Annotated in this window: 41 protein-coding genes; all 41 read right to left on the reverse strand. The window is 50.1% G+C overall.

Annotation, left to right across the window (positions count from 1 at the left end):
* Positions 1–99 precede the first annotated feature (99 nt).
* On the reverse strand, positions 100–846 hold the full coding sequence (locus tag AC14M5_RS03230; RefSeq protein WP_484028191.1) for a hypothetical protein: 747 nt from the start codon (positions 844–846) through the stop codon (positions 100–102).
* A gap of 36 nt (positions 847–882) precedes the next feature.
* On the reverse strand, positions 883–1,047 hold the full coding sequence (locus AC14M5_RS03235; RefSeq protein ID WP_484028192.1) for a hypothetical protein: 165 nt from the start codon (positions 1,045–1,047) through the stop codon (positions 883–885).
* Between the two features lie 53 nt (positions 1,048–1,100).
* Complete coding sequence (locus tag AC14M5_RS03240) at positions 1,101–1,301, reverse strand: hypothetical protein (protein ID WP_484028193.1); 201 nt, start codon at positions 1,299–1,301, stop codon at positions 1,101–1,103.
* 73 nt (positions 1,302–1,374) lie between these two features.
* Positions 1,375–2,034 carry a hypothetical protein gene (locus tag AC14M5_RS03245; protein WP_484028194.1) on the reverse strand — a complete coding sequence of 220 codons (660 nt, stop codon included), beginning with the start codon at positions 2,032–2,034 and terminating at the stop codon, positions 1,375–1,377.
* Entirely contained in the window at positions 2,015–2,206 is a 192-nt protein-coding gene (locus AC14M5_RS03250) for a hypothetical protein (RefSeq protein WP_484028195.1), read from the reverse strand. Before AC14M5_RS03250 ends, AC14M5_RS03245 begins: the two co-directional genes overlap by 20 nt.
* Positions 2,207–2,263: 57 nt before the next feature.
* The gene (locus tag AC14M5_RS03255; protein WP_484028196.1) at positions 2,264–2,974 is read right to left on the reverse strand and encodes a hypothetical protein; all 711 of its coding nucleotides are present in this window, start codon (positions 2,972–2,974) and stop codon (positions 2,264–2,266) included.
* A 76-nt stretch (positions 2,975–3,050) separates the two neighbouring features.
* On the reverse strand, positions 3,051–3,359 hold the full coding sequence (locus AC14M5_RS03260) for an HU family DNA-binding protein (RefSeq protein ID WP_484028197.1): 309 nt from the start codon (positions 3,357–3,359) through the stop codon (positions 3,051–3,053).
* Between the two features lie 46 nt (positions 3,360–3,405).
* Positions 3,406–3,843, reverse strand: coding sequence for a CBS domain-containing protein (locus tag AC14M5_RS03265; RefSeq protein ID WP_484028198.1), 438 nt, complete (start codon positions 3,841–3,843; stop codon positions 3,406–3,408).
* Positions 3,844–4,020: 177 nt separating this feature from the next.
* Complete coding sequence (locus AC14M5_RS03270) at positions 4,021–4,179, reverse strand: lmo0937 family membrane protein (RefSeq protein WP_484028199.1); 159 nt, start codon at positions 4,177–4,179, stop codon at positions 4,021–4,023.
* Positions 4,180–4,313: 134 nt separating this feature from the next.
* Positions 4,314–5,279 (reverse strand): hypothetical protein, encoded by a 966-nt coding sequence (locus tag AC14M5_RS03275; protein ID WP_484028200.1) that lies wholly within the window; start codon positions 5,277–5,279, stop codon positions 4,314–4,316.
* 137 nt (positions 5,280–5,416) lie between these two features.
* Positions 5,417–6,067 carry a rhomboid family intramembrane serine protease gene (locus AC14M5_RS03280; RefSeq protein WP_484028201.1) on the reverse strand — a complete coding sequence of 217 codons (651 nt, stop codon included), beginning with the start codon at positions 6,065–6,067 and terminating at the stop codon, positions 5,417–5,419.
* Between the two features lie 16 nt (positions 6,068–6,083).
* Positions 6,084–6,236 (reverse strand): lmo0937 family membrane protein, encoded by a 153-nt coding sequence (locus AC14M5_RS03285; protein WP_484028202.1) that lies wholly within the window; start codon positions 6,234–6,236, stop codon positions 6,084–6,086.
* An 87-nt stretch (positions 6,237–6,323) separates the two neighbouring features.
* The gene (locus AC14M5_RS03290; RefSeq protein WP_484028203.1) at positions 6,324–6,476 is read right to left on the reverse strand and encodes a hypothetical protein; all 153 of its coding nucleotides are present in this window, start codon (positions 6,474–6,476) and stop codon (positions 6,324–6,326) included.
* A 220-nt stretch (positions 6,477–6,696) separates the two neighbouring features.
* A complete protein-coding gene (locus tag AC14M5_RS03295; RefSeq protein WP_484028204.1) occupies positions 6,697–7,050 on the reverse strand; it encodes a YtxH domain-containing protein in 354 nt (117 codons plus the stop codon).
* 95 nt (positions 7,051–7,145) lie between these two features.
* A complete protein-coding gene (locus AC14M5_RS03300; RefSeq protein WP_484028205.1) occupies positions 7,146–7,316 on the reverse strand; it encodes a hypothetical protein in 171 nt (56 codons plus the stop codon).
* Positions 7,317–7,331: 15 nt separating this feature from the next.
* A complete protein-coding gene (locus AC14M5_RS03305) occupies positions 7,332–7,745 on the reverse strand; it encodes a hypothetical protein (RefSeq protein WP_484028206.1) in 414 nt (137 codons plus the stop codon).
* Positions 7,746–7,904: 159 nt separating this feature from the next.
* A complete protein-coding gene (locus tag AC14M5_RS03310; RefSeq protein WP_484028207.1) occupies positions 7,905–8,162 on the reverse strand; it encodes a GlsB/YeaQ/YmgE family stress response membrane protein in 258 nt (85 codons plus the stop codon).
* 68 nt (positions 8,163–8,230) lie between these two features.
* On the reverse strand, positions 8,231–8,470 hold the full coding sequence (locus AC14M5_RS03315) for a CsbD family protein (protein ID WP_484028208.1): 240 nt from the start codon (positions 8,468–8,470) through the stop codon (positions 8,231–8,233).
* A gap of 91 nt (positions 8,471–8,561) precedes the next feature.
* Complete coding sequence (locus AC14M5_RS03320; RefSeq protein WP_484028209.1) at positions 8,562–8,948, reverse strand: response regulator; 387 nt, start codon at positions 8,946–8,948, stop codon at positions 8,562–8,564.
* Positions 8,949–9,028: 80 nt separating this feature from the next.
* Complete coding sequence (locus tag AC14M5_RS03325) at positions 9,029–9,409, reverse strand: GlsB/YeaQ/YmgE family stress response membrane protein (RefSeq protein ID WP_484028210.1); 381 nt, start codon at positions 9,407–9,409, stop codon at positions 9,029–9,031.
* A gap of 50 nt (positions 9,410–9,459) precedes the next feature.
* Positions 9,460–9,666 (reverse strand): dodecin family protein, encoded by a 207-nt coding sequence (locus AC14M5_RS03330; protein WP_484028211.1) that lies wholly within the window; start codon positions 9,664–9,666, stop codon positions 9,460–9,462.
* A gap of 36 nt (positions 9,667–9,702) precedes the next feature.
* Positions 9,703–10,029 (reverse strand): hypothetical protein, encoded by a 327-nt coding sequence (locus AC14M5_RS03335; protein ID WP_484028212.1) that lies wholly within the window; start codon positions 10,027–10,029, stop codon positions 9,703–9,705.
* A 140-nt stretch (positions 10,030–10,169) separates the two neighbouring features.
* The gene (locus tag AC14M5_RS03340) at positions 10,170–10,718 is read right to left on the reverse strand and encodes a hypothetical protein (protein WP_484028213.1); all 549 of its coding nucleotides are present in this window, start codon (positions 10,716–10,718) and stop codon (positions 10,170–10,172) included.
* A 249-nt stretch (positions 10,719–10,967) separates the two neighbouring features.
* Entirely contained in the window at positions 10,968–12,779 is a 1,812-nt protein-coding gene (locus AC14M5_RS03345) for a hypothetical protein (RefSeq protein ID WP_484028214.1), read from the reverse strand.
* Between the two features lie 264 nt (positions 12,780–13,043).
* Positions 13,044–13,928, reverse strand: coding sequence for a hypothetical protein (locus tag AC14M5_RS03350; protein WP_484028215.1), 885 nt, complete (start codon positions 13,926–13,928; stop codon positions 13,044–13,046).
* Entirely contained in the window at positions 13,921–14,055 is a 135-nt protein-coding gene (locus tag AC14M5_RS03355; RefSeq protein ID WP_484028216.1) for a hypothetical protein, read from the reverse strand. Before AC14M5_RS03355 ends, AC14M5_RS03350 begins: the two co-directional genes overlap by 8 nt.
* A 28-nt stretch (positions 14,056–14,083) precedes the next feature.
* Positions 14,084–14,743 carry a response regulator gene (locus AC14M5_RS03360; protein ID WP_484028217.1) on the reverse strand — a complete coding sequence of 220 codons (660 nt, stop codon included), beginning with the start codon at positions 14,741–14,743 and terminating at the stop codon, positions 14,084–14,086.
* Positions 14,740–16,329 carry a GAF domain-containing sensor histidine kinase gene (locus AC14M5_RS03365; RefSeq protein ID WP_484028218.1) on the reverse strand — a complete coding sequence of 530 codons (1,590 nt, stop codon included), beginning with the start codon at positions 16,327–16,329 and terminating at the stop codon, positions 14,740–14,742. The genes AC14M5_RS03360 and AC14M5_RS03365 overlap by 4 nt, the downstream gene beginning before the upstream one ends.
* A gap of 99 nt (positions 16,330–16,428) precedes the next feature.
* The gene (locus tag AC14M5_RS03370) at positions 16,429–17,946 is read right to left on the reverse strand and encodes an RNB domain-containing ribonuclease (RefSeq protein WP_484028219.1); all 1,518 of its coding nucleotides are present in this window, start codon (positions 17,944–17,946) and stop codon (positions 16,429–16,431) included.
* 232 nt (positions 17,947–18,178) lie between these two features.
* Entirely contained in the window at positions 18,179–18,616 is a 438-nt protein-coding gene (locus tag AC14M5_RS03375) for a CBS domain-containing protein (protein ID WP_484028220.1), read from the reverse strand.
* Between the two features lie 273 nt (positions 18,617–18,889).
* Positions 18,890–19,168, reverse strand: a complete 279-nt coding sequence (locus AC14M5_RS03380; RefSeq protein ID WP_484028221.1) for a hypothetical protein — start codon at positions 19,166–19,168, stop codon at positions 18,890–18,892.
* 83 nt (positions 19,169–19,251) lie between these two features.
* Complete coding sequence (locus AC14M5_RS03385; protein WP_484028222.1) at positions 19,252–19,401, reverse strand: lmo0937 family membrane protein; 150 nt, start codon at positions 19,399–19,401, stop codon at positions 19,252–19,254.
* Between the two features lie 184 nt (positions 19,402–19,585).
* Positions 19,586–20,236 (reverse strand): rhomboid family intramembrane serine protease, encoded by a 651-nt coding sequence (locus AC14M5_RS03390; protein ID WP_484028223.1) that lies wholly within the window; start codon positions 20,234–20,236, stop codon positions 19,586–19,588.
* Positions 20,237–20,452: 216 nt separating this feature from the next.
* The gene (locus AC14M5_RS03395; protein WP_484028224.1) at positions 20,453–20,599 is read right to left on the reverse strand and encodes a hypothetical protein; all 147 of its coding nucleotides are present in this window, start codon (positions 20,597–20,599) and stop codon (positions 20,453–20,455) included.
* A 110-nt stretch (positions 20,600–20,709) separates the two neighbouring features.
* Entirely contained in the window at positions 20,710–21,060 is a 351-nt protein-coding gene (locus tag AC14M5_RS03400; protein WP_484028225.1) for a YtxH domain-containing protein, read from the reverse strand.
* Between the two features lie 70 nt (positions 21,061–21,130).
* A complete protein-coding gene (locus tag AC14M5_RS03405) occupies positions 21,131–21,544 on the reverse strand; it encodes a hypothetical protein (protein WP_484028226.1) in 414 nt (137 codons plus the stop codon).
* Positions 21,545–21,788: 244 nt separating this feature from the next.
* Complete coding sequence (locus AC14M5_RS03410) at positions 21,789–22,046, reverse strand: GlsB/YeaQ/YmgE family stress response membrane protein (RefSeq protein ID WP_484028227.1); 258 nt, start codon at positions 22,044–22,046, stop codon at positions 21,789–21,791.
* A gap of 94 nt (positions 22,047–22,140) precedes the next feature.
* Positions 22,141–22,380, reverse strand: a complete 240-nt coding sequence (locus AC14M5_RS03415; RefSeq protein ID WP_484028228.1) for a CsbD family protein — start codon at positions 22,378–22,380, stop codon at positions 22,141–22,143.
* An 81-nt stretch (positions 22,381–22,461) separates the two neighbouring features.
* Entirely contained in the window at positions 22,462–22,845 is a 384-nt protein-coding gene (locus AC14M5_RS03420) for a response regulator (RefSeq protein ID WP_484028229.1), read from the reverse strand.
* A 183-nt stretch (positions 22,846–23,028) separates the two neighbouring features.
* Positions 23,029–23,676, reverse strand: coding sequence for a response regulator (locus tag AC14M5_RS03425; protein WP_484028230.1), 648 nt, complete (start codon positions 23,674–23,676; stop codon positions 23,029–23,031).
* A gap of 46 nt (positions 23,677–23,722) precedes the next feature.
* Complete coding sequence (locus AC14M5_RS03430; RefSeq protein WP_484028231.1) at positions 23,723–25,309, reverse strand: PAS domain S-box protein; 1,587 nt, start codon at positions 25,307–25,309, stop codon at positions 23,723–23,725.
* Between the last annotated feature and the right edge of the window lie 405 nt (positions 25,310–25,714).

The raw sequence follows: 25,714 nt of genomic DNA on the forward strand, positions 1-25,714 counted from the left end.
AAGCCCGCAAAGTGCGCTAAGAAAAATCTTTTAATCTTTGCGAGCTTCGCGCTCTTAGCGGTAGAGAATAATTAAACTCCCAATTTTCAAATACGCGCATCACGATGCATTGATTAACGATGGGGTTAATGCACTCTTTTGATTAACCAAAAGCGCCGATTGAACCGCCTCAACGATCTGTTGTTCAGAATCTGCTGGGACAACTCTAATTAATTTATGTCGGTTGGGCTGTCTTGCCAATTCATCCGCCAGGCGCCCTGTACGTCTCAATGCAATGACCGGACGTCCATTCTCCAAACTCAATTCGATATCTTTCCGCGAAACCTCGCCGCCATTGATCAAGATCGTCACAGATCGATGTCGCTTGGACAGGATGGTCGCAGCATCAACGATCCATGAAGACTCATCCCCAAACTGGCTGCCGGGCACAAGGATGAAATGCGAGTGATGAGATTCTAATTGCCAACGCTGTTTTCCCCACCACAAAAACTTTGTGCTGCGCGGGCCACCGGGCCAGGTGACCAGCTCTTCAGGCGCCATGCCAACTAAAGGAAAGTTGTAGGCATTACGCCAGCGCACTTGGCCGATTTCAGCCATGATCCCCATATCTGTTCCTCCGCAAATGACCAGGGCGTTGATGTTTTCTGCGACCCTGGCAATGGTTTGGATGGCTTTGAGGGTCACAACTGCGTGTTGCTTTTCAATATCACCGCCAATCAGCACAATGACAGGGTAAGCATCCTCCAACCGCAATTCTGAGACAGCTTGGGCCAGGTCCGAACGTTTATCAGGGAAAACACAGAGCGCCTGCTGGTTTGGAAATTGGAACTCTTGAATACGCATCATTATCCTTCTTTCGTATGCTCACACTTTTCGAATTGGTCATTCACCGGGTACAGCTAAAGCAATAGCCAGGGAATTTGTCGGCGTGATATTTTCTTTGATTTTTGGAAATTGGCGCAATTTGCCATGCATAAATAAGATCGGATACGCCAGCAAAGTCAGCAAATCCAATGCGATAAAGAGCAAATACAGTTTCATAGTCATTTTTCCTCCATAATCCATAGAACGATATACCAAAATGCCTACTTTCCTTATGCCTACTTTCCTTTTTTGTTTTTTTTATTCGATCCAGCAGCCGGGTTCGCACCGCCTCTGTTGGGAATGGACCCAATGTCTTTTACAAGTGACTGCACCAACAGGCTCTCGCCCGGGCGTATATTGGAAGAGGTATTGACGTTGTCATTGGAAAATGATTTGGATTTTTTGGGTTTGCGTTTACTGACACCTTTGTGTCCCATTTTTTCTCCTTGTTTTAGAATGAAAGTATTGGGTTGAATTTATTCCTGGCTGGGTGCGGCATGGTTTTTAAAATTATCCAACAGGCTTATCAAACAGGTCCTTGATACGTTTAACCTTCTGCCGGTTGATTTCATGCTCCGCCACCCGTTTATTGAATTCGACTTCATCGATGATCACAATATCGGGTGGGTTTTGAGCGGAGAGCAGCAGGGCGGCATCGTCTCTCAGTTTAATATCGTCAAAGACCTTCAAGAAGGCCCCTGCAACCTGGCGTACGAATTTGTGATCCTCGATCATTGCGACGTCTACAGGCGCAACCGGGATGGGTTGTTGGGCATGATCGTAAACAACCCTGACCAAAAGTTTGCCATTATCAATGAAGGGGAAATCTATATGTGTCGGTAAGCTGCCAAGCTGGCCGCGATCCAAAATAAAGGCATAGCGGAGACCATCGCTGTTGCAGGACACTACCTGCACTTCCAATACATTGGCGAGATCATGCAATAAGCGCGGATCGAAATAATTGCTGAAGGGGATCGATGTATGCGTGGCAATATATCTATTGTTAAGTATGCCAAACAGTACGACCATTCCCGTCTCTGGATCCTGTGTTAATCGCCAGCGTTTAAATCTTGGCATCAGTCCCCATTTTGTCAGAACTGTCGACACCTGAACCCTGATCTGCCGGGCTTTCTGGTCGAAATGGCGCGGATCAATTGTCTGTATTGTCATCTTTATCCTTCTCATCACTGTTTAGCAGTTCGTCTTTAACTTCATCAAGCCATTGATGCACCTGATCATCCGGCGTGGTGACCTGATAGCCATCATCAATAACGTCACTTTCAATATATGGCAACAAACCGCCATGGTGATGATGAGGCGATTCAATTGGGAGTGCCTGCAACTTTTCAACAGTATTTTCAAGGATGCGCTGGTTGGCCTGCTGAATATTCAGCCAGCGTCAGGATCCCCAAACAACCAAACCCGCAAATAGTACAAAGAAGACCGGAAGGAACCATGTCAACAGGAAAGCGATTGGTCCCTGTCGTTGTTCATCGCGCTGGCGTTCCTGGTCTGCATACCATTGTGATGTCGCAGCGGCGACCTGAGTTTGTGTGGCGATATTATTGGCAATGGCTGTCTGGGTGCCCGCAGCGACATCGTTCTTGTTCTGCTGAGTTAGCATGGCCAGCGCACTCTGTGTTCTCACCGACTCTGTGACCAGTAAGTTGTACTGCGCCTGGGTCTGTGCGGCGATCTGCGTTGAACCGGCTGAATTCAAGGTCGCCTCTGCATTGGCACGCACAATTTCAGCGGTAGCTGCGATCTGGGCCGCAATCACATTGGTATTGTTTTGCTGCTGGGTTTGGGCTGCGCTCAACGTTGCATTGGCCGAATTCAAGGTTGCCTGCGCATTGGCACGCAAAATTTCGGCAGTGGCTGCCGCCTGAAAATCAGCATTACTCTTCTCTTGGGTCAGCACCACTGCAAGGGTAGCCTGGGCACATGCTTCACAGGGTTCGCTTACCTGCGTCGACATGGGCAACAACAATCCATCATCCAATGTAGACGGGGTCACTGTCATTCCATTGCACGCAGTCAGGGTTAGTAATACCAAGGTCAATACCCAGATTACAGCAATATACGGATTACGATGACGCATGGCTTTCATAATAAATTTTTCCAATCCAGCAAAATGAGAACTTGCCAGTTGCACCGACGAGAACGCCGAGGTAACTGGCAGGAACTTATATGGCATCCTTCAGCGATTTGAGAGGCCTCACCTTTATCACCTTGCGCGCCGCTTTTGCCTTAAAGGTCATCGGCTCTTTGGTGAAAGGATTAATACCTTCATGCTCTTTTGTAGCGGGCCTGGCAACGACATTCAGCTTAAGCAAGCCGGGGATGAGGACTTCGCCCGGGCCTTGCTTCCCAAGCTGCTGGGCAACCATGGCGTTCATCGTATTGAGAGCTGACCTGGTCTGCTTCATATCCAGGCCGCTTTTCTCGGCCAGGGTGGCCACGAACTCGGACTTGGTCAATCTTTTGTTATGCATTTCATATCTCCTTTATTTATCATTCGTTCTTTGGACCTAAAATATTTTATCTTCCGTTGGCTTGCGAGATTTCCTTTACCAACTCGGCTGTTTCTTCCGGTTGATCGACCCGCGTGGCCACATCTGCCTGGGCAATGATCCCTACAACCTTATGATCGTCATCAACGATGGGAATACGTCGCAGTTGATGCTCAGCCATCGCGTCCAACGCCTTTTGCAGATTATCCTCAGCGTGGCAGGTCACCACATCGCGCGTCATCACCGCCTCCACATTCGTGGATTTGGCATCAAGCCCTTTGGCCACGATCTTCAAAGCCAGATCACGATCGGTTACGATGCCCACCAATTTTTTGGTCTGCTCATTCTCGATCACAGGTATCGAACCAATGTTCTCGCTCTTCATCAACTCTGCCGCTTCAGCCACCATGTCATTTGGCAGACAACAAACAGGGTTTTTCGTCATTACTTCATTGCACTTCTTCATACGGATTCTCCTTCAATTTGCCAGGATTAGGTCCTTAGCGTTATCGCAAATAGCCAATCAAAAACAGTACTAGTAAAACTACTACAACAGTGTATAACATTGGAAATCTCCTTTCTGGTATGTGTACACAGAGGCAGTCTGTCTGACCGCCCCTGATGGTTGCATGAAAGCACTAAACTAAACCATTCCCAGCACATTCAAGAGGACAAGAACAACCACGATGACAAGCAAAACGTGAACGACATTGCCCGAGCGCGGAATGCCAGAGAAGACATTCGGGCCAAAATATCCGAGCAGCCATAGGATGAGCAGAATTACGATGATCCAGGTAAGCATGGGAGTTCTCCTTTTTGAGCGATCTATTACTACAACTCAATCCTACAGCAAACGCTCCCCAGCCACATCCGTCGGCCAGGGTGTGTTGTTCTCCGCCACTTGGGGGAGACTGTCAGAAGCAAAATGAGCTGATTCTACGGAAGTAATGCTTCCTCTGGCGCAATAAAGGCAGCCGGGACACAAGTAAAGCCCAAGCCCATTGAATACGAGTCTTTCACTCCGTCCTGGCCCGGATTGAATTTGCCGGATGAGTCCAGCAGGTCCAGGTCGGGGGAGACTGCAATCATCAACACAGGATTGTTCTCAAGTTCCTGGGTGGTAATTAGCCCGTCTTTATCTGAGTCGAAGGCCTGCAGGAGCCGGGTGGTCGCAGTATTGCTTGTTGCGATAATTTGATTGAGTCCGTCAGCAATCGACGGAAGAAGCCTGTCGCGAAACTCTTCGTCAGTCACACCGCCACCCAGTTTGCCATCAACACATCCACCCGCACTGAAGTCGGCTTCGAGTCGTACTCCGATCAAATCCACCTCCACCTGCTGACCCAGCAAGAGCATGCGGATATGCGCCGCGCCCGGTCCGCCTACAAAGCGGCCGTTCGTCAGCGAACCAATGATCGGCGAGTTGGGAGGCGTTGCAGAATCGAGTGTGAATTTGTCAGAACCATCGAAGCTGGGTGCTCCCGCGGTCCTTTGTCCCAAATATATAGACCACGATACATTCGGGTCGTTCAAGAAGTCATCGGCCTGCACCATGTGCAGCAAGACCAGTTGCCCGGTATCCACTGCCTGATCAAGGGTTGGCTGCAATTCAAGGTTCGGGGCGGCAGAGGTCAACAAAGTGAGCAGTTCTCCAAACTTGTTATCAGAATTTTGTTGAGGATCGTTATCTACATTAAGTGCGAAAGTCTGTGTCTGTGCCCGCGTTGCAGGCAGCAAAAGTTTGTTGGTAACATATTGATATTGCACACCTGTAACAGGTATTACCACAGCAGTCGGCGTTGGGTGTATGGGCATCGGCGTCGCAGGCTGTAACGCGCTGCATGATGTCAGTATTAGCAATATCAAACCAGCATTTAGAACGAGAACATTTCTTATCTTCATGGTCGAACTCCTTTTAATTCATCAATCTTCAACTTATCATACACAGCAACACTCCCCGGTTACATCCATCGTCCAGGGAGTGTTGTTCTCCACCACTTGGGGGAGGACTAATAATGAGGATTTACACTGGCTGCAATTCAGCTTCTCAACCGCGGTGTCGTATTTCCTCTAAACAAAAATGTCAGGATAAATCCGGCAACAAAACCGCCGATGTGCGCCATGTAAGCCACACCGCCCGTATCCCCTGCACTGGTAATTGAACCGAAGCCGCTAAACAACTGCAAAACGATCCACAGCCCAATGACCATCAATGCCGGCACTTGAACAACTTGTTGGCCCTGTAATACTCTGATCCTGCCCTGTGGGAACATCAAAATGTAAGCACCAAGCACGCCAGCAATTGCCCCGGAAGCACCCAGATTCGGAATGTTTGACCCCATGCTGAACATCAATTGCGCAAACGTTGCCCCAAGCCCGCAGAGCAGGTAGAAGATCGTGAATTTCCCATGCCCGAAACGGTCTTCCACATTGTCACCAAAGATCCACAAGTAAAGCATGTTGCCACCCAGGTGCACCCACCCGGCATGCATGAACATGGAAGTAAAGAGTGTCAGAAAATCACCGGCAGGGTTGGCAAGGAATCGGCTGGGAACAAATGCCCACTTCACAATAAAAGCTTCACCGCCGCTCAACTCTACGAGGAAAAACAGGACGTTCAAAACGATCAACGCATAGGTGACCAGCGGAACCGTTCTACGAGAGGAATTATCATCGCCGATTGGGAACATGAGATTATCTCCTTGGTTACAACACGAATCTAATCGTAATAAGAACAACAATAATGACGGCTAGCATATAAATAAAACCACCTGTGTGCAGAATGCCGGGAAAAATTGAATTGCCGAAGAAACTGAGAAGCCATTGCCCGATCAGGATCAGAATAATGAGCTCGAGCAAGGAATTCTCCTTTTAAGAGGCAGAGGCAAAACCCAATAAATAGCACAGCACCCCAATGGGATGCTGTGCCGTTGAAAGTTGCTGCGGCTAGCGGTTGATTATGAACAATATACCGGCAATCAGCGCGCAGATTCCGGCAATGATGCTTAATGCTCCACCAAGGCCCACACCAAGAAGGCTCAGACCGGTGATTACGAGGAAGACTCCGAGCAAGATCCATTTCAAATTACCCATATTCATTTTATTTCTCCTTTGAGTTAATATTTGGCCTTACGCAAATAGCCACACTTTCAATCGTAGTGATGCTTACCCTTCAGGCAGGATGTTGCTTCGCCCAGCATGACGTTGCGTAAGGAGAGTAAATACCGAATGTAAAATTCCCGTCTGTAAAGATCATGACGCCTTATCGCATTGCCTTGATCTTTCAGGTTCACGAATGCCAGCGCTGATCGTTATCAGGCTAGGAGCTTTGGATTGTCCTTTTCCCGGCTTGTGCAGCTTCGGATACACGATCCAATTGTTCAACCACCAGTGCCTGGCCGTGTTGCAATAATTCTTCAGCCTTCTGGCGTCCTCCGATAGTGACTTTGTTCGCTTTTAAACGTACCTGCGCCAAAGTATCTTCCACCACCTCAGTTGTACGGTCACGCAATTCGATGCCTCTTTCCCTGATCTGCATTCTGGTCTCTTCTCCAGATTGCGGAGCCAGCAAGAGCATTGCCACAGCGCCAGCCAGTCCGCCGATCAACATCCCAAGCAAAACGCTCAGCATGTTATTCGTCGGGAGCTTATCTTCCTGATTCTCGTTGATCATATTCTTTTCTCCTTATTCATTTTATGATCTTTATGATGACCGCGGGCCACGGTTTATGTACTGTATTCGCAAATCCCACAGTATCTGACATACTTTTACCGGCTGTCCGGGCGGCCAAGATAAATGCCAGCATCCTCTTGTTCCTCTTCCGTCAACTGAATGAGACTTGCCAGCCAATGCAAGATGCCATCAAAAATCTTCAGGCTGATTAATAAGCCGCTCGGCTGCTGTTTGTCCGATTCTTGTGGGTGGATGGAATTATCCATTCAGGCATCCTTGAACTAACGATTGGTATGGCTCTCGCTGGTGCTGGTTTCAGTAACCGCCACCACTGGACCGCGCGGACGGTAAAAGATCAACCAGACCGTTCTTTCCACCGCCCATCCCATCAGGCCATAGATCAGCATTGCAAACATGGAAGAAAGCTCAAGCACCATGTTTCCAGCCGAGGGTGAATTGACCAATCCTTCAAAGGGGAACAGGAACAGGTAGGTAAACCCATAGATCAGGGCTACGATCGGGCTTTCGGGGTTGGCCCCGATCAACTTAAGGCCGATGCGAAGCGCGATCAAAGCTTCCAGGACTCCAAGCATGAGCCAGATCAATTGAGTCACCTTAAAGCTGAAGATGCGCTGCTCTCGTTCTGGTTCGTTTTGTGAGGTTCTAACTGCTGATACCCTATTTTCGTTTGACATTTTGACGCTTCTTTCCAAGCATGGGCCTGATTCAAAAAATAGGGCTCATCCTCGCTAACACAAATATGCTTCGTGTTAGCAGTAATTTTTACAGGCAGGGATGCGCGCATCCCTGCCTGTCCAATTCGTATGCTGATCGTTACATCAGCATCGCTGCCATTAGCCGCGGCGGACCGCTTTGACGATCCACAGCAAAATGACGGAACCGACCAGCGTTACCAGCATGGTCGGGATGGTAACGGCATCGTTGATCGTCCCAACTCCCAGCAGTGGGCTGATGAAATAACCAGCGATGAACGCGCCAACGATACCTACCACGATATCGATCAGCGTGCCTTGCTGTGAATTTGTGTGCATGATCCTGCTGGCAATATAGCCAACAATCGCACCGGCGATTAGGTATATGATGAGGTTCATTTTTTACTTCTCCTTTTTGGATATTACAAATACACGGTTGTCCGTGTTTCATTGCGACGCTGCTTTGATTATTTAACAGCGGTGGGTTGAGTCTTTGTTTTCAGGCCGTCTTCAAATTCCGTGACGCGCTTTTCGATCTCATCGGCTGCTTTTTCACGGGAATAGCCATATTTTTCCTGAAGAATGCCGGCAAGGGCTTCGAACTTGCCTGCGGCTCGGTCCAGGTCATCATCGGTGAGTTTGCCCCACCATGCTTTTGCCTCGCCCCGCATTTGTTTCCATTTGCCTTCAAGTATGTCTTTGTTCATAGTTAGATCCTCCAGATCATTTGAAAAAACTGTCCCAGGTTGCACCAGCGCTCAAGACAGTTTTGAGTGCGCCGGTTTTCAAGACTCTCAATCAACTTGGCGGTATGAGAGTATTAACGCTTGCGGCAACGGCACGTAATCGTTCAGCCACACGCTCGGGCGTTTCGCCTTTACTGATAAATGCATCGGCGCCGGCAGAAAGCGCAGCTTGTTGACGCGCATCCAAATGGCTGATGAGGATAATGACCAGCGCAGCCGGGCAGGCTTTGCGGAGTTCACCCAGCGCATCAGTAGGCGAGCTGGTGGGGAGCAAGTCCCAATCAATCAGCAACATATCTATGCGATTGATTGGCGCTTGCGCCAGGGTAGTTGCCCAGTCGGCAGCTTCGCCAACTACATCCATTTTCAGGTCCAGCAGCACCAGGCGCAGAGCGGAACGTTCATCAGGTATTGCATCGGCTATATATACGCGGGTCATAGTACCCTCATCCTACAGCGAACACTCCCCATATGCATCCTGCATATGGGGAGTGTTCTTCTCCGCCACTTGGGGGAGGGTTATTGCAGGAATGGCAAGGCTCTGATGGTGGTGCAAAACGCCGATGTCGATTCCATCGCCCAGCAATTGAAATAAATGTAGACCAGCAGCGCAATGACCACGATCACCAGGAACCCGGCCACATTGCGAAATAACTTGGAAATCGCCAGCAAAATGATAGCGCCTCCCAGCGATACCAAGAGAGCGGGGATGCTAAAGTTACCTTCGTTGATCGTTTCGACGTTGAACAGAGGGCTCAGGAAGTAGCCTCCCACGAACGCACCCACGATGCCCACGATAATATCGGCGATCAGACCTTGCCGACTGTTGGTCTTCATGATGAGGCTGGCCACCCAGCCGATCACTGCCCCGACTATGATCCATATAATGAAGTCAATCATATTCTTCTCCTGGATAGAAAGTATGGCTGCCTGAATGGAAGATGTCCCAATCAGTCGTCAATAATAAATGTGACCTTCAACCGAACCCGGTATTCCGTGATATGCCCCTTATCATCCAGCTTGATCTGCTGACCATCAACCCAAGCAGACTTAAGATTGCGGAGCGTCTTTTGAGCGCGCGCAACGCCGACTTTCACTGCATCATCAAAACTGGTCGGGGAAGATACAATGATTTCACTTACTTTTGCAACTGACATGGCATAATTCCTTTTGTTTCTATGATTACGGTGATCTTATGAGTTGAAGAGAAAATATGCTCCAACAGCCATCAACGGCAGGAGCAGCATAAACAACTTCGGGAGGCACCCGTCTTTTGATTTCTTGCCGCCACCCAACTTCCCAATGTTGTCGAACGCACTGTCGCTGCTGCCAGCCGATTTTCCAACGTCGCCGAACGCATTACCATGGCCGGGACTCGGTCTGCTTTCATGATTCTTCTTTGGTTGACCGCCCGCACTATCAGGCCGCGCTCCAGGACCTGAATTCTGAGTGCGGTCTTTCTTTGGAGAATGCTCCTTATTTGACTTGTTTGCCATACCGGAATTTGATTTTTTTGGCATTGTTTGCTCCTTATTCTTATTCTTTATCATTATAGAATGAACACTCCCCAGCTGCATCCATCGGCTGGGGAGTGTTCGTCTCCGCCATTTGGGGGAGGTGTCAAATTTTGTTTGATCGTTGTTTAACTCTTCTATTTCTCTTATACGGCCATTGCTTCCGTTCCGAGGAGTTCCTCGAACAGCGACCGATAATGGATCATGGCCTGTCTTAGATCTTCAGTACCTGCGTGGTGATTTTCATTTCTGACTGCGATCTCTCGAGCGGCGCGATAGTTACTCACCAGAGCAGGATAATTGACCGAAATATCTGCCGCCCGCTGCTCAAAATCAGATACCGGATAGCCGCGAAGCTGCATCACTTCCATGATCAGGCCGTCGGCATCCACCACTGCCTGGCGCGGTTCGTCGACAAATTTGGATTGAACCGCTGCCCAATCCGCCAGATAACGCTCATGCTCGCTAATCGAAAGCGGGCGAATATTAAAAGTCTTAACATGCTTCTGCCGTTCATCCAGCTCCGTATGGGCTTTCTTCTCATCACCCAGGGCTTGAACAGTGTGATCATACTCGGCGCCAAATTGATCATGCAACTTCTCAGAACGTTTGCGGCGGGCAAAATTCGGCGCCATTATGACGCCCATGACCACCAATACCAGCACAACGGCGATAATAATATATGTACTATTCATGGAAATACTCCTTCTTTTTTTCCTTGCAGGGGATTTCAGGTCGTTCTATTCACTTACTATTACTCAACTTAAGCCACGTGATTCTCCCGAAATATTTCGGGAGGAAATCACGCTGATTGTGTGCAGTCACTTTCTTCTTTCATTATAGGGTAACCTCTTCCCAGCCGCATCCATCAGCCGGAGAGTGTTCGCCTCCGCCAGTTGGGGGAGGCGAACGTTGAAGTTTCACCTTCGTACTGCAGAGTTTCACTACGGTGCAGGAACTACAGTGAACGCATCCACCAGCACCGCCGATGAAGTATCTGGGTTTGTCACGCGCACATCCCAGACCTGTGCGCCGGATGAGCCATCATTTCTGGCAGTTACCGTAACCTGGATCGTATCAGATCCAACTACTTGTACAGAAACCACCTCTTGAGGAAGCCCGAGGCCGCCTTCAAAGGTCACAACCGCACCACTCTGAAAACCAGAGCCGTCAATTGTCAGGACCACTGTCGTATTGGCCGTCACGGGGGTATTTGGGGTCACGCTTTCTATCGTCACCTGCGCTGATACAGTAGCTGTGCCGGAGGGAACCGGTGTACTTGGCGTAAGTGTTGATGTAATAGTTGGCGATGCTGTGAGTGGTGTCGGCGACACGGGCAGAGTAGATGTTGCAGAAGGTGTAGCTGTCAGCGTCGCAGGTGTTGCAGTGTTTAGAGGCGTGGCTGAAGCGATGGGCGTCGGTGTCGGTGTCGGGAATATCGGAGCTCCAAATTCCCTCCATCCGAGGTCAGGCGCAGCGCCTATAAATCCTGTGATCGGGCTGGGCGGAACAGGCTCCCCATTGGTTGCAACATATTGTGTGATGCCTTTGTCGATGGCCGGGGATGTAGACTGGAGCACCAGGCCGCTAAAATCATCATCCACTGTTTCCCACGCTCCATCTGGACCTGGGTTTGGCGCGGCCACGAAAAGCGGATCCAACCCTGTCAGGATGCCCGCACCCATCGTGCTCTGGTCTGAGTCGAGGCGGTTATTATGGAACAATGTATAGGCCACTACTGAGTTGGCTCCCGCCGGACCCTGTACTCTCCACACTCCGATGTTTGCCGAATTGACAATGATATTGTTGAACGCCACCAGGTTGTCTCCGCCGGAGATGCCGTAATCGTTTCCATAGAACGTATTGTTAAAGACTCGGATGGCTTCAATCACATCTGCACCGGAATAGTCTTCCACTGTGTTCGCGTTGGGCATAAGGCCAAGGCCTGCCTTTTTGTTATTGGCGATCAGGTTGCCCATGATCACGATGCGGCGATTGGTATCCTGAGGATCGTTTGCGTAGTCCAGCACCTGAATACCATCCTCCTTGTTTCCGAGGATCATATTGTTCCAAATATTAATCTCTATCAGGACAGGCGGGATATTAGTGTTTTGCAAACTGATCTCGACCCCAGCTTCACCGCTATACATAATGCGGTTATTCTCGATCAAAATAGGCCGGTCAACGTCAACCAGGCGGATGGCATTGCCGCTTGCGTTGAAATATATATTGTTACGATTGAATCCACCTCCACCTTTTTGGTAGGAGACGAGGCTGGTGGCCGAGTGGAGAAAATTATATTCAGCAATGAACTCGGATGAGGCTTGAATACCCTCCACGCTATTTCGGATGACAAAGCCACGAATGGCAGGCATCTGGGTCAAATCAGGAGGGATGAGGATGGTTGTTGCTCCGCCTCCGCCATCAATGATCGTTTGATTGTTGGCGGGGTTGATCGGGTCGAAGGTTTCAGCCACCAGTGTTACCGGCTTATTAAGGGTCAGGTTTTCGTTATACACACCGGCGCTCACCAGGATAATTTGACCGGGATTCGCGGCGTCTATGGCAGCCTGGATCGTCGCGTAATCACCCGGTACCCTTATCAGGTCAACTGCGTTATTTCTATTGATGCTTAGAAAAACAAGGGCACCAATTAAGAGCGCCACGGCGGCGATGATTATCACGATTATGGCCACAGCAGTGGTCGAGTTAAAGGGGCGTCTGGAAATTTCGTCTGGTTCTTCACGCATATTCATTTTGTATCTCCGAAGTTAAGTTCATGCAGAATGTTTTCCGAATCACAATAGTGGAATGCACGGATGGGACGGCAATACATTATTTACTCTTCATTCTAAAGGGCTCACTGGCTGACCACATCCATCGGCTGGACAGTTTTTGTCTCCGCCAGTTGGGGGAGGTATTTCGCAGTAATCGTCCCAATGGCCCTTAAAACAAACTCACCCCGAAAAAATTAATTCGAGGTGAGTTTGTTATTAGTTGGATTCAGATCAAGCACACAGCTAAGGTGCAGTTGTTGGGCAACCACCGGCTGGCGCAGGGATGATATCGCCTTCATGTTTATCGTGACCGTTCAAGCCATTAACGCTGATCGTGATCATGACATAAGGATTCTTTTTGCTGGAAGTGGCATGGCAGATAGTGATCTTCCCATTGCTGGTTTCCACTGGGCTTTCAGGGCAGCCTTCCTCCTCTGAAATCGGGAAGACATCGCCTTCGTGCAGGCCGTGGCCATCCAGTCCATTCACACTCACAGAAACCGCTTCATACGGAGTCGTCGCATCGCCAGTGGCATGACAGACCGTGACATTGCCATCAGTGACCACCTGCAAAGTTGATGGGCATCCGGTTAATGGAACCGGGGCGAAGTCATTCGGATTAGCAGCAAGGTGCCCATTCAATAATTCAACGGTGTCAAAAACCAGCGGTTCGTACGGGGTCACCGCGTCGCCGGTGGCATGGCAAACGGTGAGTACCTCATCGCTGACTGTCACGGTTGTTGGGCAACCGTCTTCCGGCACCGGGATGATATCGCCTTCATGCCCGCCGTGACCATTCAAACCGTTAACGCTGACAGTGATCTCTTCATAAGGGTTGGTTTCACTGCCCGTGGCATGGCAAATGGCGACATTGCCATCAACGACCTCGACCAGGCTTGTAGGGCAACCACCCTCTGGAACCGGGAAAATGTCGTTGGGGTGTCCAAGGTGCTCCTCCACCAATTCCGTGGTGTTGACAGTAACTTCTTCATACGGGTTCGCGGCGTCGCCGGTCGCATGGCAGGCGTTGGCCGAGAGGCCAGAGCCGCAAGCGGCCAGCAGCGTAAGTGCCAGGATCTGAATAACCGCCACGAGTCTAACCGTTGTATTACCTAACTTCTTATTCATCATCATACTCCTTCAAGATGGTTGGGGATTTATGTAAACAAGTATCAATCTCTGGGATGAACCAGAGATTGAACTCATCGTACAGCGAACCCTCCTCAACCGCATCCGTCAGCCGGGGAAGATTCATATCCACCACTTGGGGGAGATTTGGAATATCAGGAAACGATGTGATAACGCAAGGCAAGCGTTACCGCTTCGGTGCGGCTGGCAACACCCAACTTGGACAGGATATTACTGACATGAGATTTTATAGTGGATGGACTAACGGTCAACCTTGCGGCGATCTGTGTATTGTTCAACCCTTCGATCATCAAGGCTAGAACTTCGCGTTCGCGCTCCGTCAGATCCAAGCCGGGAGGCGGCGGCAGATTAGCAGTCTCAACTAGTGACTGGGCAGCTTCAGGGGAGAGCGTGGCGCGGCCGGCATTTGCAGAGCGGATGGCGCGAACCAGTTCATCGGCTGAAACATCCTTGAGTAAGTATCCGATCGCCCCGGCTTCCAGGGCATTCTTGATAAGCTCCCCTTCTTTAAAACTGGTTAACGCAATGACCTGTACTTGAGGGAATTGCTGGCGGATGACGCGTGTGGCAGTTGCCCCATCCATATCCGGCATGACCATATCCATGAGCACCACATCCGGCAGGGTCTCACCGCACAGTTGAATCGCGGCTGACCCATTTTCGGCTTCGCCAACCAGTTCCAGATCATCGAAGACTTTCAAAAATGTTGCCAGCCCTCTACGCACCATGGTGTGGTCATCGACCAGCATGATGCGAATCGGTTCGGATGGCGATGAGGACGGGGGCGTTTTCATAGGGTCACCTTATTTCCAGTTTCTGTCCAGCGGAGGGCAAGCTCAGTACCCTGACCGGGTTGGCTTGTAATTGACAGCACTGCATCTGCGGCTTCGGCGCGTTCGCGCATCATGTCCAGGCCATAGTGGCCTGAAAAGGTTTTGTTGGGGTCAAAGCCCCGGCCATCATCGCGCACGCGCAATTCGATCACAGCTCCATTCTGACTTAGATCAATCTCAACCAGGCTGGCTTTGGCATGTTTGGCAATGTTATTGAGCGCTTCCTGACATATGCGATAGAAGGCTACCTGTACCTGAGCGGGAAGGACGCACTCCCCCTTTACGGTGACAGAGGCCGAGAGATTGGTACGGCCCGAGAGTGCATTCCCTAATTGACGCAACAGGTCGCCCAGATCTGAATCGGTCAATGTGGAGGGACGCAGTTCAGCCAGAAGTGCGCGCATCTCAGCCAGTGCGCCGCGCGTCAGGCGACGCAGGTCTTCGAGCGAGCGGCGTGCCTCGGCTTGATCCCGTTCCCATAAGCGCGGCAGGACTTCAGCGATCAGACCCGCGGAAAAAAGGGATTGGTTTACGGCATCGTGCAGGTTACGCGCCAGACGTTGTCGTTCTTCCAATACGGCGAGCGCCTGGGCCTGCCCATATAGTTCTGCATTGATCATGGTGATCGCAGCCTGGTTGGCTACACTAAGAGCCAGGTCGGCGTGATGAGGCGTAAAATAATTCCGCCTCTCATGCGCCACGCCTATGCCGCCGATAATGCGGCCTTTCACTGCCAGCGGCACCCACATCCATGACTGCATCCCTTCGATCAAGACAGCAGCCCCATCATCCAAAAGCGAGTGCAGGAATTTCGCCGCTGGATCATCGCTCCAGATATCGGCGATGCGAATCGGTTGATGTCCATTGAATAACGAAACCAGAACTTCAGGAGCATTCAACTGAATACGAATAGGTGTGGATTGCTCTAATTGCGGCGCTCCGCGCATCGCCAGGGCCATCAGTGAAGAGTCTCCTAATGCGAATAGTCCGCCATGTGTGTACTTGATGATCTTTCGTAATTGATCGAGAATCAACCCCGGTTGAAGCTCCAGTGTGGATGCCAGGGTATGTGATATCTCCAGCAATGTGGCTTGTTCGTGAGTACGGGTTTCCGCACGCTGGCTAAGGTTCTGTTCCGCTTTGATCCGTTCGCTGACATCACGAACTATTCCCAGCAAACATGACCGTCCTTGATGCGTGAGGGCCGTCCCGCGCCATGCCGCATAAAAAGTTGAGTCATCCCTGCGTATGTGGAGTGCCCTCGTATCGAACGCGCCATCCGATTGGAAGGCGCGAACATACGCACTGAAAACCTGCTGGCTGTCGGAGTGTATAAATGTTGTCAACGGCAATCCGATGAATTCCTCCCGTGTGCAGCCGTGCATGACGCAGGCTGCAGGGTTTGCCTCCACCACCAGACCGCTTTCCAAATCCGTAATAATCACCCCATCAATGGTGGCATCGAAAATGTTTCGATACTCCAAATCGCCTTCTTCAGACGGTGATTGGTATGGGTCCTTGCTTTTTGACTTGATCGGTTCCGCCATATAAGACCAGCTTCTTTCCGCTTTATTCGTCGATGAACCTTCATTGACGCAATATTAATTCTACTTCAATACGCAAATAAATGCCGCCGTATGGAAATTTCAGAGATTCTTATTATCAGCGAGACGACTAACTCTTTTGAAATCGATAAATCCCCGCTCCACGTTTGTATCGATCAACTGCACGCGGACGCGCTCCCCCACATCCAATCCCTCGAATCCATTTACCAGCTTACCCTCAATGGGAATGGTGAGCAGGCGGACCCAGGTCCCTTTTGGGGAAGCGCCCGTGACAATCGAATCAAACTGTTCTCCGATCCTGGATTCAAGCAAGAGCGCAGCAGCAGATTTTTCAACCTGTCGTTCCACTTTGTTAGCTGCGTCTTCGGCTTTTGTGCAATGAGCCGCAAGGAGGTCCAGTTCTTCTTTGCTGTAGGGAGCTGGCTTGCCTTCCAGGGCGGCTTTCAGTAAACGCTGGGTGATCAGATCGGGATAGCGGCGATTCGGAGCGGTTGAGTGAGAATAGTCTTTGACCGCAAGGCCAAAATGCCCGGACTCATTTCCTTCCGGTAGTTCAGCTATGTATTCGCCAGAACCCAAAAGCTTGATGACAGCCAACGACAGGTCGGGGAATCGAAGCGGGTCTGCAGCCTTTTCCCTGACCAGAAACTCATCCAAAGCTTTTGCATCCGGGATTTCCGGGAGTTGAAACTTATGTTCGCGGGCGATTTCGACAATACGATCCCATCTTTTTGGAACGCGGACCACCCGCCGAAGGGATGGGAATTTGACTGCCGAAAGATAGCGGGCGGTCACGCCGTTCGCAGCGATCATGAAATCTTCAATGATCTGCTTGGCACGGTTTTTTTCTTCTCTTTCAAGATCGCGAATTTCATCATTATTCTTGAAAACCGGTTTGGCCTCAATCGTTTCCAGACGAAGGGCTCCGTGAACATGGCGAAGTCTCTTCATACTTTGAGCGGCTTGATCCTGAACGCGCAGGTTTTCATCCAGTTCGTTGACAGAGGCGAGAGCTTCAGGCATGGCTCCATTCCCATCCAACCAGGCCGCAATACTGTTATAGGCGAGCTTGGCATGATTGCGGACATATGCCCTGTAAATTTCTGAATCGAGAATAGTTCCATCCGCGTCAACTGTTATTTCAACCACCAGGGCCAGACGTTCCTGATCAAAATTCAGCGAGGTAAGGTCTGTTGAAAGTTTTTCAGGAATCATGGGAAATATTCTGGCAGCGGTATACACCGAGGTGGTATTGTGACGGGCATGTTCATCGATGGCGGAGCCTTCTTTAACGAACGCGTCCACATCTGCGATGGCGATTTTGATCCTGGCTTTGCCGTCAGGCATAGCATCGGCAACGGTCAACTGATCGAGATCACGCGAGTCATCGTTATCGATGGATGCCCACAAAAGATTTCGCATGTCACGAATACCCGGGAAACTCTCGGCGGGCTCATCCTTTATGGCTTGAGGTGTGTGGAGCTTCCCAAGCTCGGCGAGTGCTTCAGCGGAAAAATCAGGGAGCAAGCCTCGTTCGATCATTGCCCTGGATGCAATACCCTGCAAAAGAGTACGATGATGTTTTTCATGTTTATTCATAGAATGTTATTCCCGCGAGCAAAGCTTATACGCGAAAATTAAACCAGCCTTTATATTCCATTAACTCACCTTACGCAGTGTCATTCTGAGCGAAGCGAAGAATCTCTGATTCGGGAGTAGAGACCCTCACCGCACTGCATCCGCAACGCGGTGCATGTGTCGCTCCGCTCAGGGAATCACGGCTAAGTGCGTAAGGTGAATTAATAACTATCTTGACTATGAGTGAGACTATTTACTTCCCATTGGGTCGCGAAATTTCCTTCACCACTTCGGCAGTTTCTTCAGGTTGATTAACGCGGGTTGCCACATCTGCCTGGGCAATGATCCCAAGGATCTTGTTATCGCTATCCACAATGGGGATACGCCGCAGTTGATGCTCGGCCATCGCATCCAACGCCTTTTGCACATTATCCTCAGCGTGGCAGGTCACTACATCACGCGTCATCACAACCTCCACTTTTGTGGATTTGGCATCCAGCTTTTCGGCTACGGCCTTTAAAGTTATATCGCGATCAGTCACGATACCGACCAGCCTTTTGGTCTGCTCGTTTTCGATCACAGGTATCGAACCGATATTCTCGCTTTGCATCAATTTTGCCGCGGTTATGACCATGTCAGTTGGCAGGCAGCAAACCGGGTCTTTCGTCATGATCTCATTACACTTTTTCATAGGATTCTCCTTCAAAGCCATGATCTTAAAATTTTGGGCTTATCACGAACACAGCTTTGCACAGTATCGCAAAATTTACTAAACTAAGGTTGTACTATTATTCGCAGTTTCAATTGAAACATTTACTTATTGATGAAACAGGCGATAGAGCTACAACACAGTATTCAAAATTGAATGTCCTTTTTTATATCAGTATGAAGAATCGGCCTCTATCTGGCCGATTCTTACTTTCACTACAGCGTTGATCCAATTATTTTTGGGTTTGCTGTTTGTTCATTGACTACGATTGTTCATCAAGGCCATTCCACCGACTATGACTGCAATGGTAAGTATGACCAGCAATCCAACAATCATGATCGTTGAAATCGGCGGGCCGCCGGTAACAGGGATGGTGCTTGAAGGTGTGGAAGTTACCACTGCAACAGTCACAACCGGCAGGGTTACCTGTAATTTCGCCGTGTTTTCAGAAGCAGGGCTCACATTCATTGGCACCAAGGCAACCAGGGCCATGGTGGAGAGGACGAGCGCAAACAAAAAGATACGTTTTAACATTGGAATCTCCTTTTCTAAAGTTCTCGCGAAAGTTCATTTCGCCGTCAAGGTTACAAATAAGAAGAGTTTTTATACTCAGGGGTTTAGATCAATCCCAATAATCTCAGAATGATAAGAATGAGCACGATCACAAGCAAGGTATGGATGGCATTGCCCGAGCGCCGGAACGGAACCGGGCCAAAATAACCGAGCAGCCACAAGATGAGCAAAATTATGATGATCCAGGTAAGCATGATTTTCTCCTTTTTTGAGTGACTTGGTCTTGCAACTTAATCCTACAATCAACACTCCCCGGCCACATCCACCGGCTGGGGAGTGTTGATCTCCGCCGTTTGGGGGAGATGCAATCAGAAGCGCAGTGCCAACTTATAGTGTTCATCATAGTTTCTGGAATCCATGACTGATCCATGGCAACGCTTAACCTGTCAGCCGCATTCCGCTGCTTCCTCTAAACACAGAGGTCAGCACCAAGCCTGCGACAAAGCCACCGATATGCGCCATGTAAGCCACGCCACCTGTATCTCCGGCTGTGGTGATCGAACCGAGGCCGCTGAATAACTGCAGAACGATCCAAAGCCCGATGACCATTAATGCAGGCATTTGGATAACTCGTTGACCTTGTAGCACGCGCACCCTTCCCTGTGGAAACATCACGATGTAAGCACCGAGCACTCCGGCTATCGCGCCTGATGCCCCTAAATTGGGAATGCTCGACCCGAGACTAAATGCGAATTGTGCAAAAGTTGCCGCAAGCCCGCAGAGTAGGTAGAAGACTATGAATTTTTGGTGACCGAAACGGTCTTCCACATTATCACCAAAGATCCACAAGTAAAGCATGTTGCCTCCCAAATGCAGCCACCCGGCATGCATGAACATGGAAGTGAAGAGGGTCAGAAATTCACCGGAAGGGTCGGCCTGAAAGCGGCTTGGAACGAAGGCCCACTTGACAATAAAAGCCTCGCCGCTGTTCAGCTCTACCAGGAAGAACAATACGTTCAAAACGATCAACGTATATGTGACCAGTGGGGTCGTTCTGCGCATTGTATTATCATCACCGATTGGAAACATGGGTTTTCTCCTTTTTATATTGACTGGGTTTTCAATGAACAGGTGATCAGGATATTAAGCATTAACCAACTGAGGAAACCGAGCAGTCATCGCAGGGTTATGCCAGCATGAACAATGCAAGCAGGAAAATATCTTCTTGCATGACTCTGGTATCACCCTATCGGTTTTGGGATGGCAGTTTTCTGCTGCGGCTTTAAAGGCTTTAAAGATTCGCGGCTATCGGTTGATTATGAACAGGATGCCCGCGATCAGCGCGCAGATACCCGCAATGAGGCTTAATACTCCACCAAGGCCTACGCCGAGAAGGCCCAGGCCGGTGATGACCAAAAAGATACCGAGCAAAATCCATTTTAGACCACGCATTTTATTTCTCCTTTGGGTTAATATTGAATTGAATAGTCATCAACAAAGATCGCGGGGAATCCTTGATCTTTCAAGTTTTTTGCTGCGTTGATGCATGTCATTTAACGGGTTCAAGAACCTTTGATTGCCTTTTTTCCAGCTTGTGCGGCTTCGGCTACACGGTCCAATTGTTCAACCGCCAGTTCCTGGCCTTGTTGTTTTAATTCGTTGATCTTCTCGCGCCCGCCAGTCGTGATTTTGTCTATGTTCGAGCGCACTTGAGCCATGGTTTCTTCCACCTTTTCGGTGGTACGGTCACGCAATTCCATGCCTTTTTCCTTGATTTGCCTTCTGGTCTCTTTTCCAGATTGGGGCGCGAGCAAGAGCACTGTTACAGCGCCCGCCAGGCCGCCAATTAGAAATCCAGATAAAACACCTGCAACATTCTTGTCGTGTTTGGGTTTTTGATTCTCATTAATCATGATGGTTTCTCCTTATCATTCGAGTGGGAGGAGTAATTGTTGGATTATCCTGATATTGGATACGTTGGGTTTATCGGTTGGTGTGATGCTCGTCGGTCCTGGTTTCGGTAACGCTGACCACCGGGCCGCGCGGGCGGTAAAAGATGACCCAAACGGTTCTTTCAATCGCCCATGCGATCAAGCCATAGATCACCATTGCAAACAACGAGGAAAGTTCCAGCACCATACCGCCGGCGGCCGGTGTTGCGGTCATCCCTGCAAAGGGGAACAGGAACAAGTCTGTAAACCCATAGATCAACGCAACGATCAGGCTACCCGGATTGGCAGCAATCAGTTTCAGCAGGATGCGGAGCGCAATCAGGACCTCCAGGATTCCGAACAACAGCCAGACCAGTTGGGTGAGCTTAAAAGTGAATATACGCTGCTCCCGACCCGGTTCGGTTTGTAACGATCTAACCTCTGATACTCTATTTTCGTTTGGCATTCTTACCTTCTCTTTCTTTCTGAGCACGGCTTGATTCATTATTATGATCAGCCTTTGACGGATAGCCATTTTCAGGCATTCTCGCTCTCGCTCCAAGCGACAGCGAAGAGGCTTTGAGGAAGTTTCATGGAGAATCTTCGCTGCGCTCGGAATGATAATGGCGTAGGGTGAATCGCCAGGTAAGCGGATCACCTCGCCTGTTCGCTTGACCGGAAGCTAATGCCGGGCACAGCCGCCAGTGTTGTTATCCGCGGTTGACTGCGCGGACGATCCAAAGCAAAAGCATGGCACCGGCTATAGATACCAGCATGGTAGGGAAGGTAATCGCATCATTGATGGTTCCGATACCCAGCAGAGGAGTGATGAAGACTCCTGCCAGGATTGAGCCAACGATACCTACGACGATGTCGAGCAAGGTGCCCTGTTGCCAATCCGTATGCATGATGATGCTGGCCACCCAACCTACGATCGCTCCAGCAATGAGATATATGATGATGTTCATTTTTTTCTCCTTTTTAGATATATCAACTACACGGTCAACAATCTTTGGCTGATGACCAATGCCCCTCTTGGAAGAGGGGACTGGTAACCTCCACTTATCGAGTGGGGGTAGGTTCAGTCTTCTTTTTCATATTGGCTTCATACTCAGTCACGCGCTTGTCGATCTCATCGGCGGCGCGCTGGCGGGTATAGCCATACTTTTCCTGAAGCAAGCCGACAAGGACTTCGAACTTGCCAGCGGCGCGGTCCAGGTCATCGTCAGTGAGTTTGCCCCACCAGGCTCTGGCCTCGCCTCGCATTTGTTTCCATTTGCCTTCCAATATGTCTTTATTCATGGGATCCTCCAGATCATTTAAAAGCTGTCCCTGTTTACGCCGGCGCTCGGGGCAGCATTGGTGCGCCGGATTTCCAAACTCTCATTCAGCCCGTGCGATGTTATCGAAGCGAACTTTTTGGGCCACTGCACGTAAGCGTTCAGCCACATGCTCAGGCGTTTCGCCTTTGCTGATAAATGCATCGGCGCCGGCGGAGCGTGCGGCTTGCTGACGGGCATCCAGATGGCTGATGAGGATGATGACCAGCGTCCCCGCGCAAGCCTTTCGGAGTGCATCCAAAGCAGGCGGGTCGGGGAGCAAATCCCATTCCACCAATAACATATCTGCATGGCTGGCTGGCAGTTGTACGAAGGTGGTGGGCCAATCAGCGGCCTGCCCAACTACATCCATTTTTAAATCTCGCAGCACAAGGCGAAATGCAGAAAGTTCTTCGGGTTTGGAATCAGCTACGTATACGCGAGTCATATATTTATCCTACGATACAAACTACCCAGACGCATCCTGCGTCTGGGTAGTTTTCTTCTCCATCACCTGGGGGATCATTCGTGAGAAATATCTGAAAAATATAAATCGCTCCTTCCGCCGTCCACAGGATGCTACGCAAAGGATGGCGGCTTTAGCCTTTGTGGAGTCGCGAGGCTTGGAGGGTTAAGCAATAATGTGATTGCGCAGCGCGAGGGCAACGGCTTCGGTGCGGCTGGCAACACCCAGTTTGGACAAAATATTACTGACGTGTGATTTGACAGTGGATTGACTTACGATCAATTTGGCGGCGATCTGGGTATTGTTCAATCCATCGATCATCAGGGTTAGGACTTCACGCTCACGCTGCGTCAGTCCGCTGCCAGCCGAGGGTGGTTTATTATTTGTCTCGACCAAAGCCTGGGCAGCTTCGGGCGAGAGAGTGGGGCGGCCGGAGCGCGCGGCGCGGATGGCTCGCGCAAGTTCATCCGCAGTGACATCTTTGAGTAGATAGCCAATTGCGCCGGCTTCCAACGCGTTTTTGACCAGGTCTCCCTCTTTGAAACTGGTGAGCGCGATCACCTGAACCTGTGGATGTTTTTGCGAAATGGTGTGCGTGGCTGTAGCTCCATCTATCATCGGCAAAACCATATCCATCAGTATTACGTCCGGCAGTATCTCAGCACAGAGTTGGATGGCATCTTCGCCGCTGCCGGCTTCACCGACCAGTTGCAGGTCATCAAAAACTTTTAAAAATGTAGCCAATCCCTGACGGACCATGATGTGGTCGTCAACAACCATGACACGAATGGGGTGGGATGAGGGGTTTGTCATAAGGTTCTCCGGGCGGTTCTGATGGTTACCAAAAATGACCTGCGAATTAAGGAGCAATCCAGCGGATCGTCAATTCAGTGCCGTCACCAGGCTGGCTTTGGATCGACAATAGTGCTCCTGCGGCTTCAGCTCGTTCGCGCATCATGCCCAAGCCGTAGTGGCCTGAGAATTTTTGTGCAGGGTCAAAGCCCTGGCCGTCATCACGGATGCGCAATTCGACCAGGCTGCCTTCCTGCTTTAGGTTTATCTCAACCCGGCTGGCTTTGGCATGTTTGGCGATGTTATAAAGCGCCTCCTGACACACACGGTAGAAGGCAATTTGCACTTCAGAGGGGAGAATAAACTCGCCTTTCACAGTAACAGCAACCGGGAGGTTGGTACGTCCTGAGTGCGCATTTCCCAATAGGTTTAACAAGTCACCCAGATCTGAATCAGTCAGCGTTGAAGGCCGTAGTTCAGCCAGCAGGGCACGCATCTCGGCCTGTGCGCCACGAGTTAAGCGGCGTAGGTCTTCGAGTGACTGCCTTGCATCCTGCTGATCCTGTTCCCACAAACGCGGCAGGACTTCGGCAATCAGGCCCGCAGAAAAGAGTGATTGATTGACGGCATCATGCAGGTTGCGCGCCAAACGCTGGCGTTCTTCTAATATCGCAATCGCCTGTGCATGCCCAAATAATTCCGCATTGATCATGGTGATCGCGGCCTTATTGGCTACACTAAGGGCCAGCTCGGCATGGTGAGTTGTGAAGTAGTCTTTCGTGTTGTGAGTGAAGCCTACGCCGCCGATGATGCGGCCTCTCACGGCCAGCGGCGCCCACATCCACGACTGCATTCCTTCGAGTAATGCAGCAGCTTCATTGTCAAAGAGTGAGCGAAGAAATTGCGCCTGCGGATCGTCGCTCCATATATCGGCTATGCGGATTGGCTGGTGTCCATTGAGAAGCATGGCCAGGGTTTCTTCCGGGGTATTCAAACTAATACGGATAGGTTGGGAATTTTCCAGTTGTGGTGCCCCGCACATCGCCAGTGTGACCAATGTAGAATCCTGCAATCCGAAAAGTGCGCCATTTGAAAACTCAATGATTTTTCGCAATTGGTCAAGGATCAGGCCCGGCTGGAGTTTCAGTGTGGATGCCAGGGTATACGAGATATCCAATAAGGTGGCTTGCTCATACGCAAGAGTTTCCACGCGCTGGCTTAGATCCTGTTCTGTCCTGATGCGTTGGCTGACATCGTGAACGATACCCAACAAGCATGGCCGCCCTTGATATGCAAATACTGTCCCGTGCCATTCTGCATAAAATATTGAACCGTCACGGCGTATGTGTTGGGTCCGTATTTCGAAAGCGCCCGCTTGAAATGCCTGGATGTATTCATTAAATTCAAGTTGGCTATCGGGGTGAATGAATGCTGTCAGATGGAGGCCGATGAATTCTTCACGTGTGTAAGCGTGCATATTGCAGGCCGCGGGATTCGCATCAACTACGAGATCCTTTTCCAAATCAATGACAATCAGCCCGTCATTGGCAGCATTGAAAATGCTTCGATACTGTCCATCTTCAGCCGCCAAGCCCTTCAGGTCCTGCGCAAGATGGGCGACTTTTTCCTGCTGATCCAGTTGATCCTGCCGCATAAGAGACCATCCTTTCGCTTTATTTACCGCTAAGCCTTCAATTCATTATATGTACAATACTGCCACAGACTATTATTATTAGATTAAGATTTCTCCACTGTATCCGTCACACCTGCACTGGCATGCGGCGCAAGTGTTGCGAGCCGCCGCTTTTGCTCTTTGGCGGCGAAGCAATTAAGCACTTGCATAAATATCTGTAGGGCGGGTTTGTAACCCGCCAAAACTTATGCTTCAAAAGAGCGTCAGGCTGCAAGCCTGACCTACACGTGACTTTTGCAAGAGGTCTAATCTCAAAATTATGGGGGGGGGGGGATTGCCACCGCATTGGCGCGCGGCGCAGGTGTCGGGCAAGAGCACACCTGCCCTGGCGGGCGGTGCATCGGGCTTCTTCAATTCCCTATCATC

Source organism: Candidatus Villigracilis sp. (assembly GCF_057083605.1).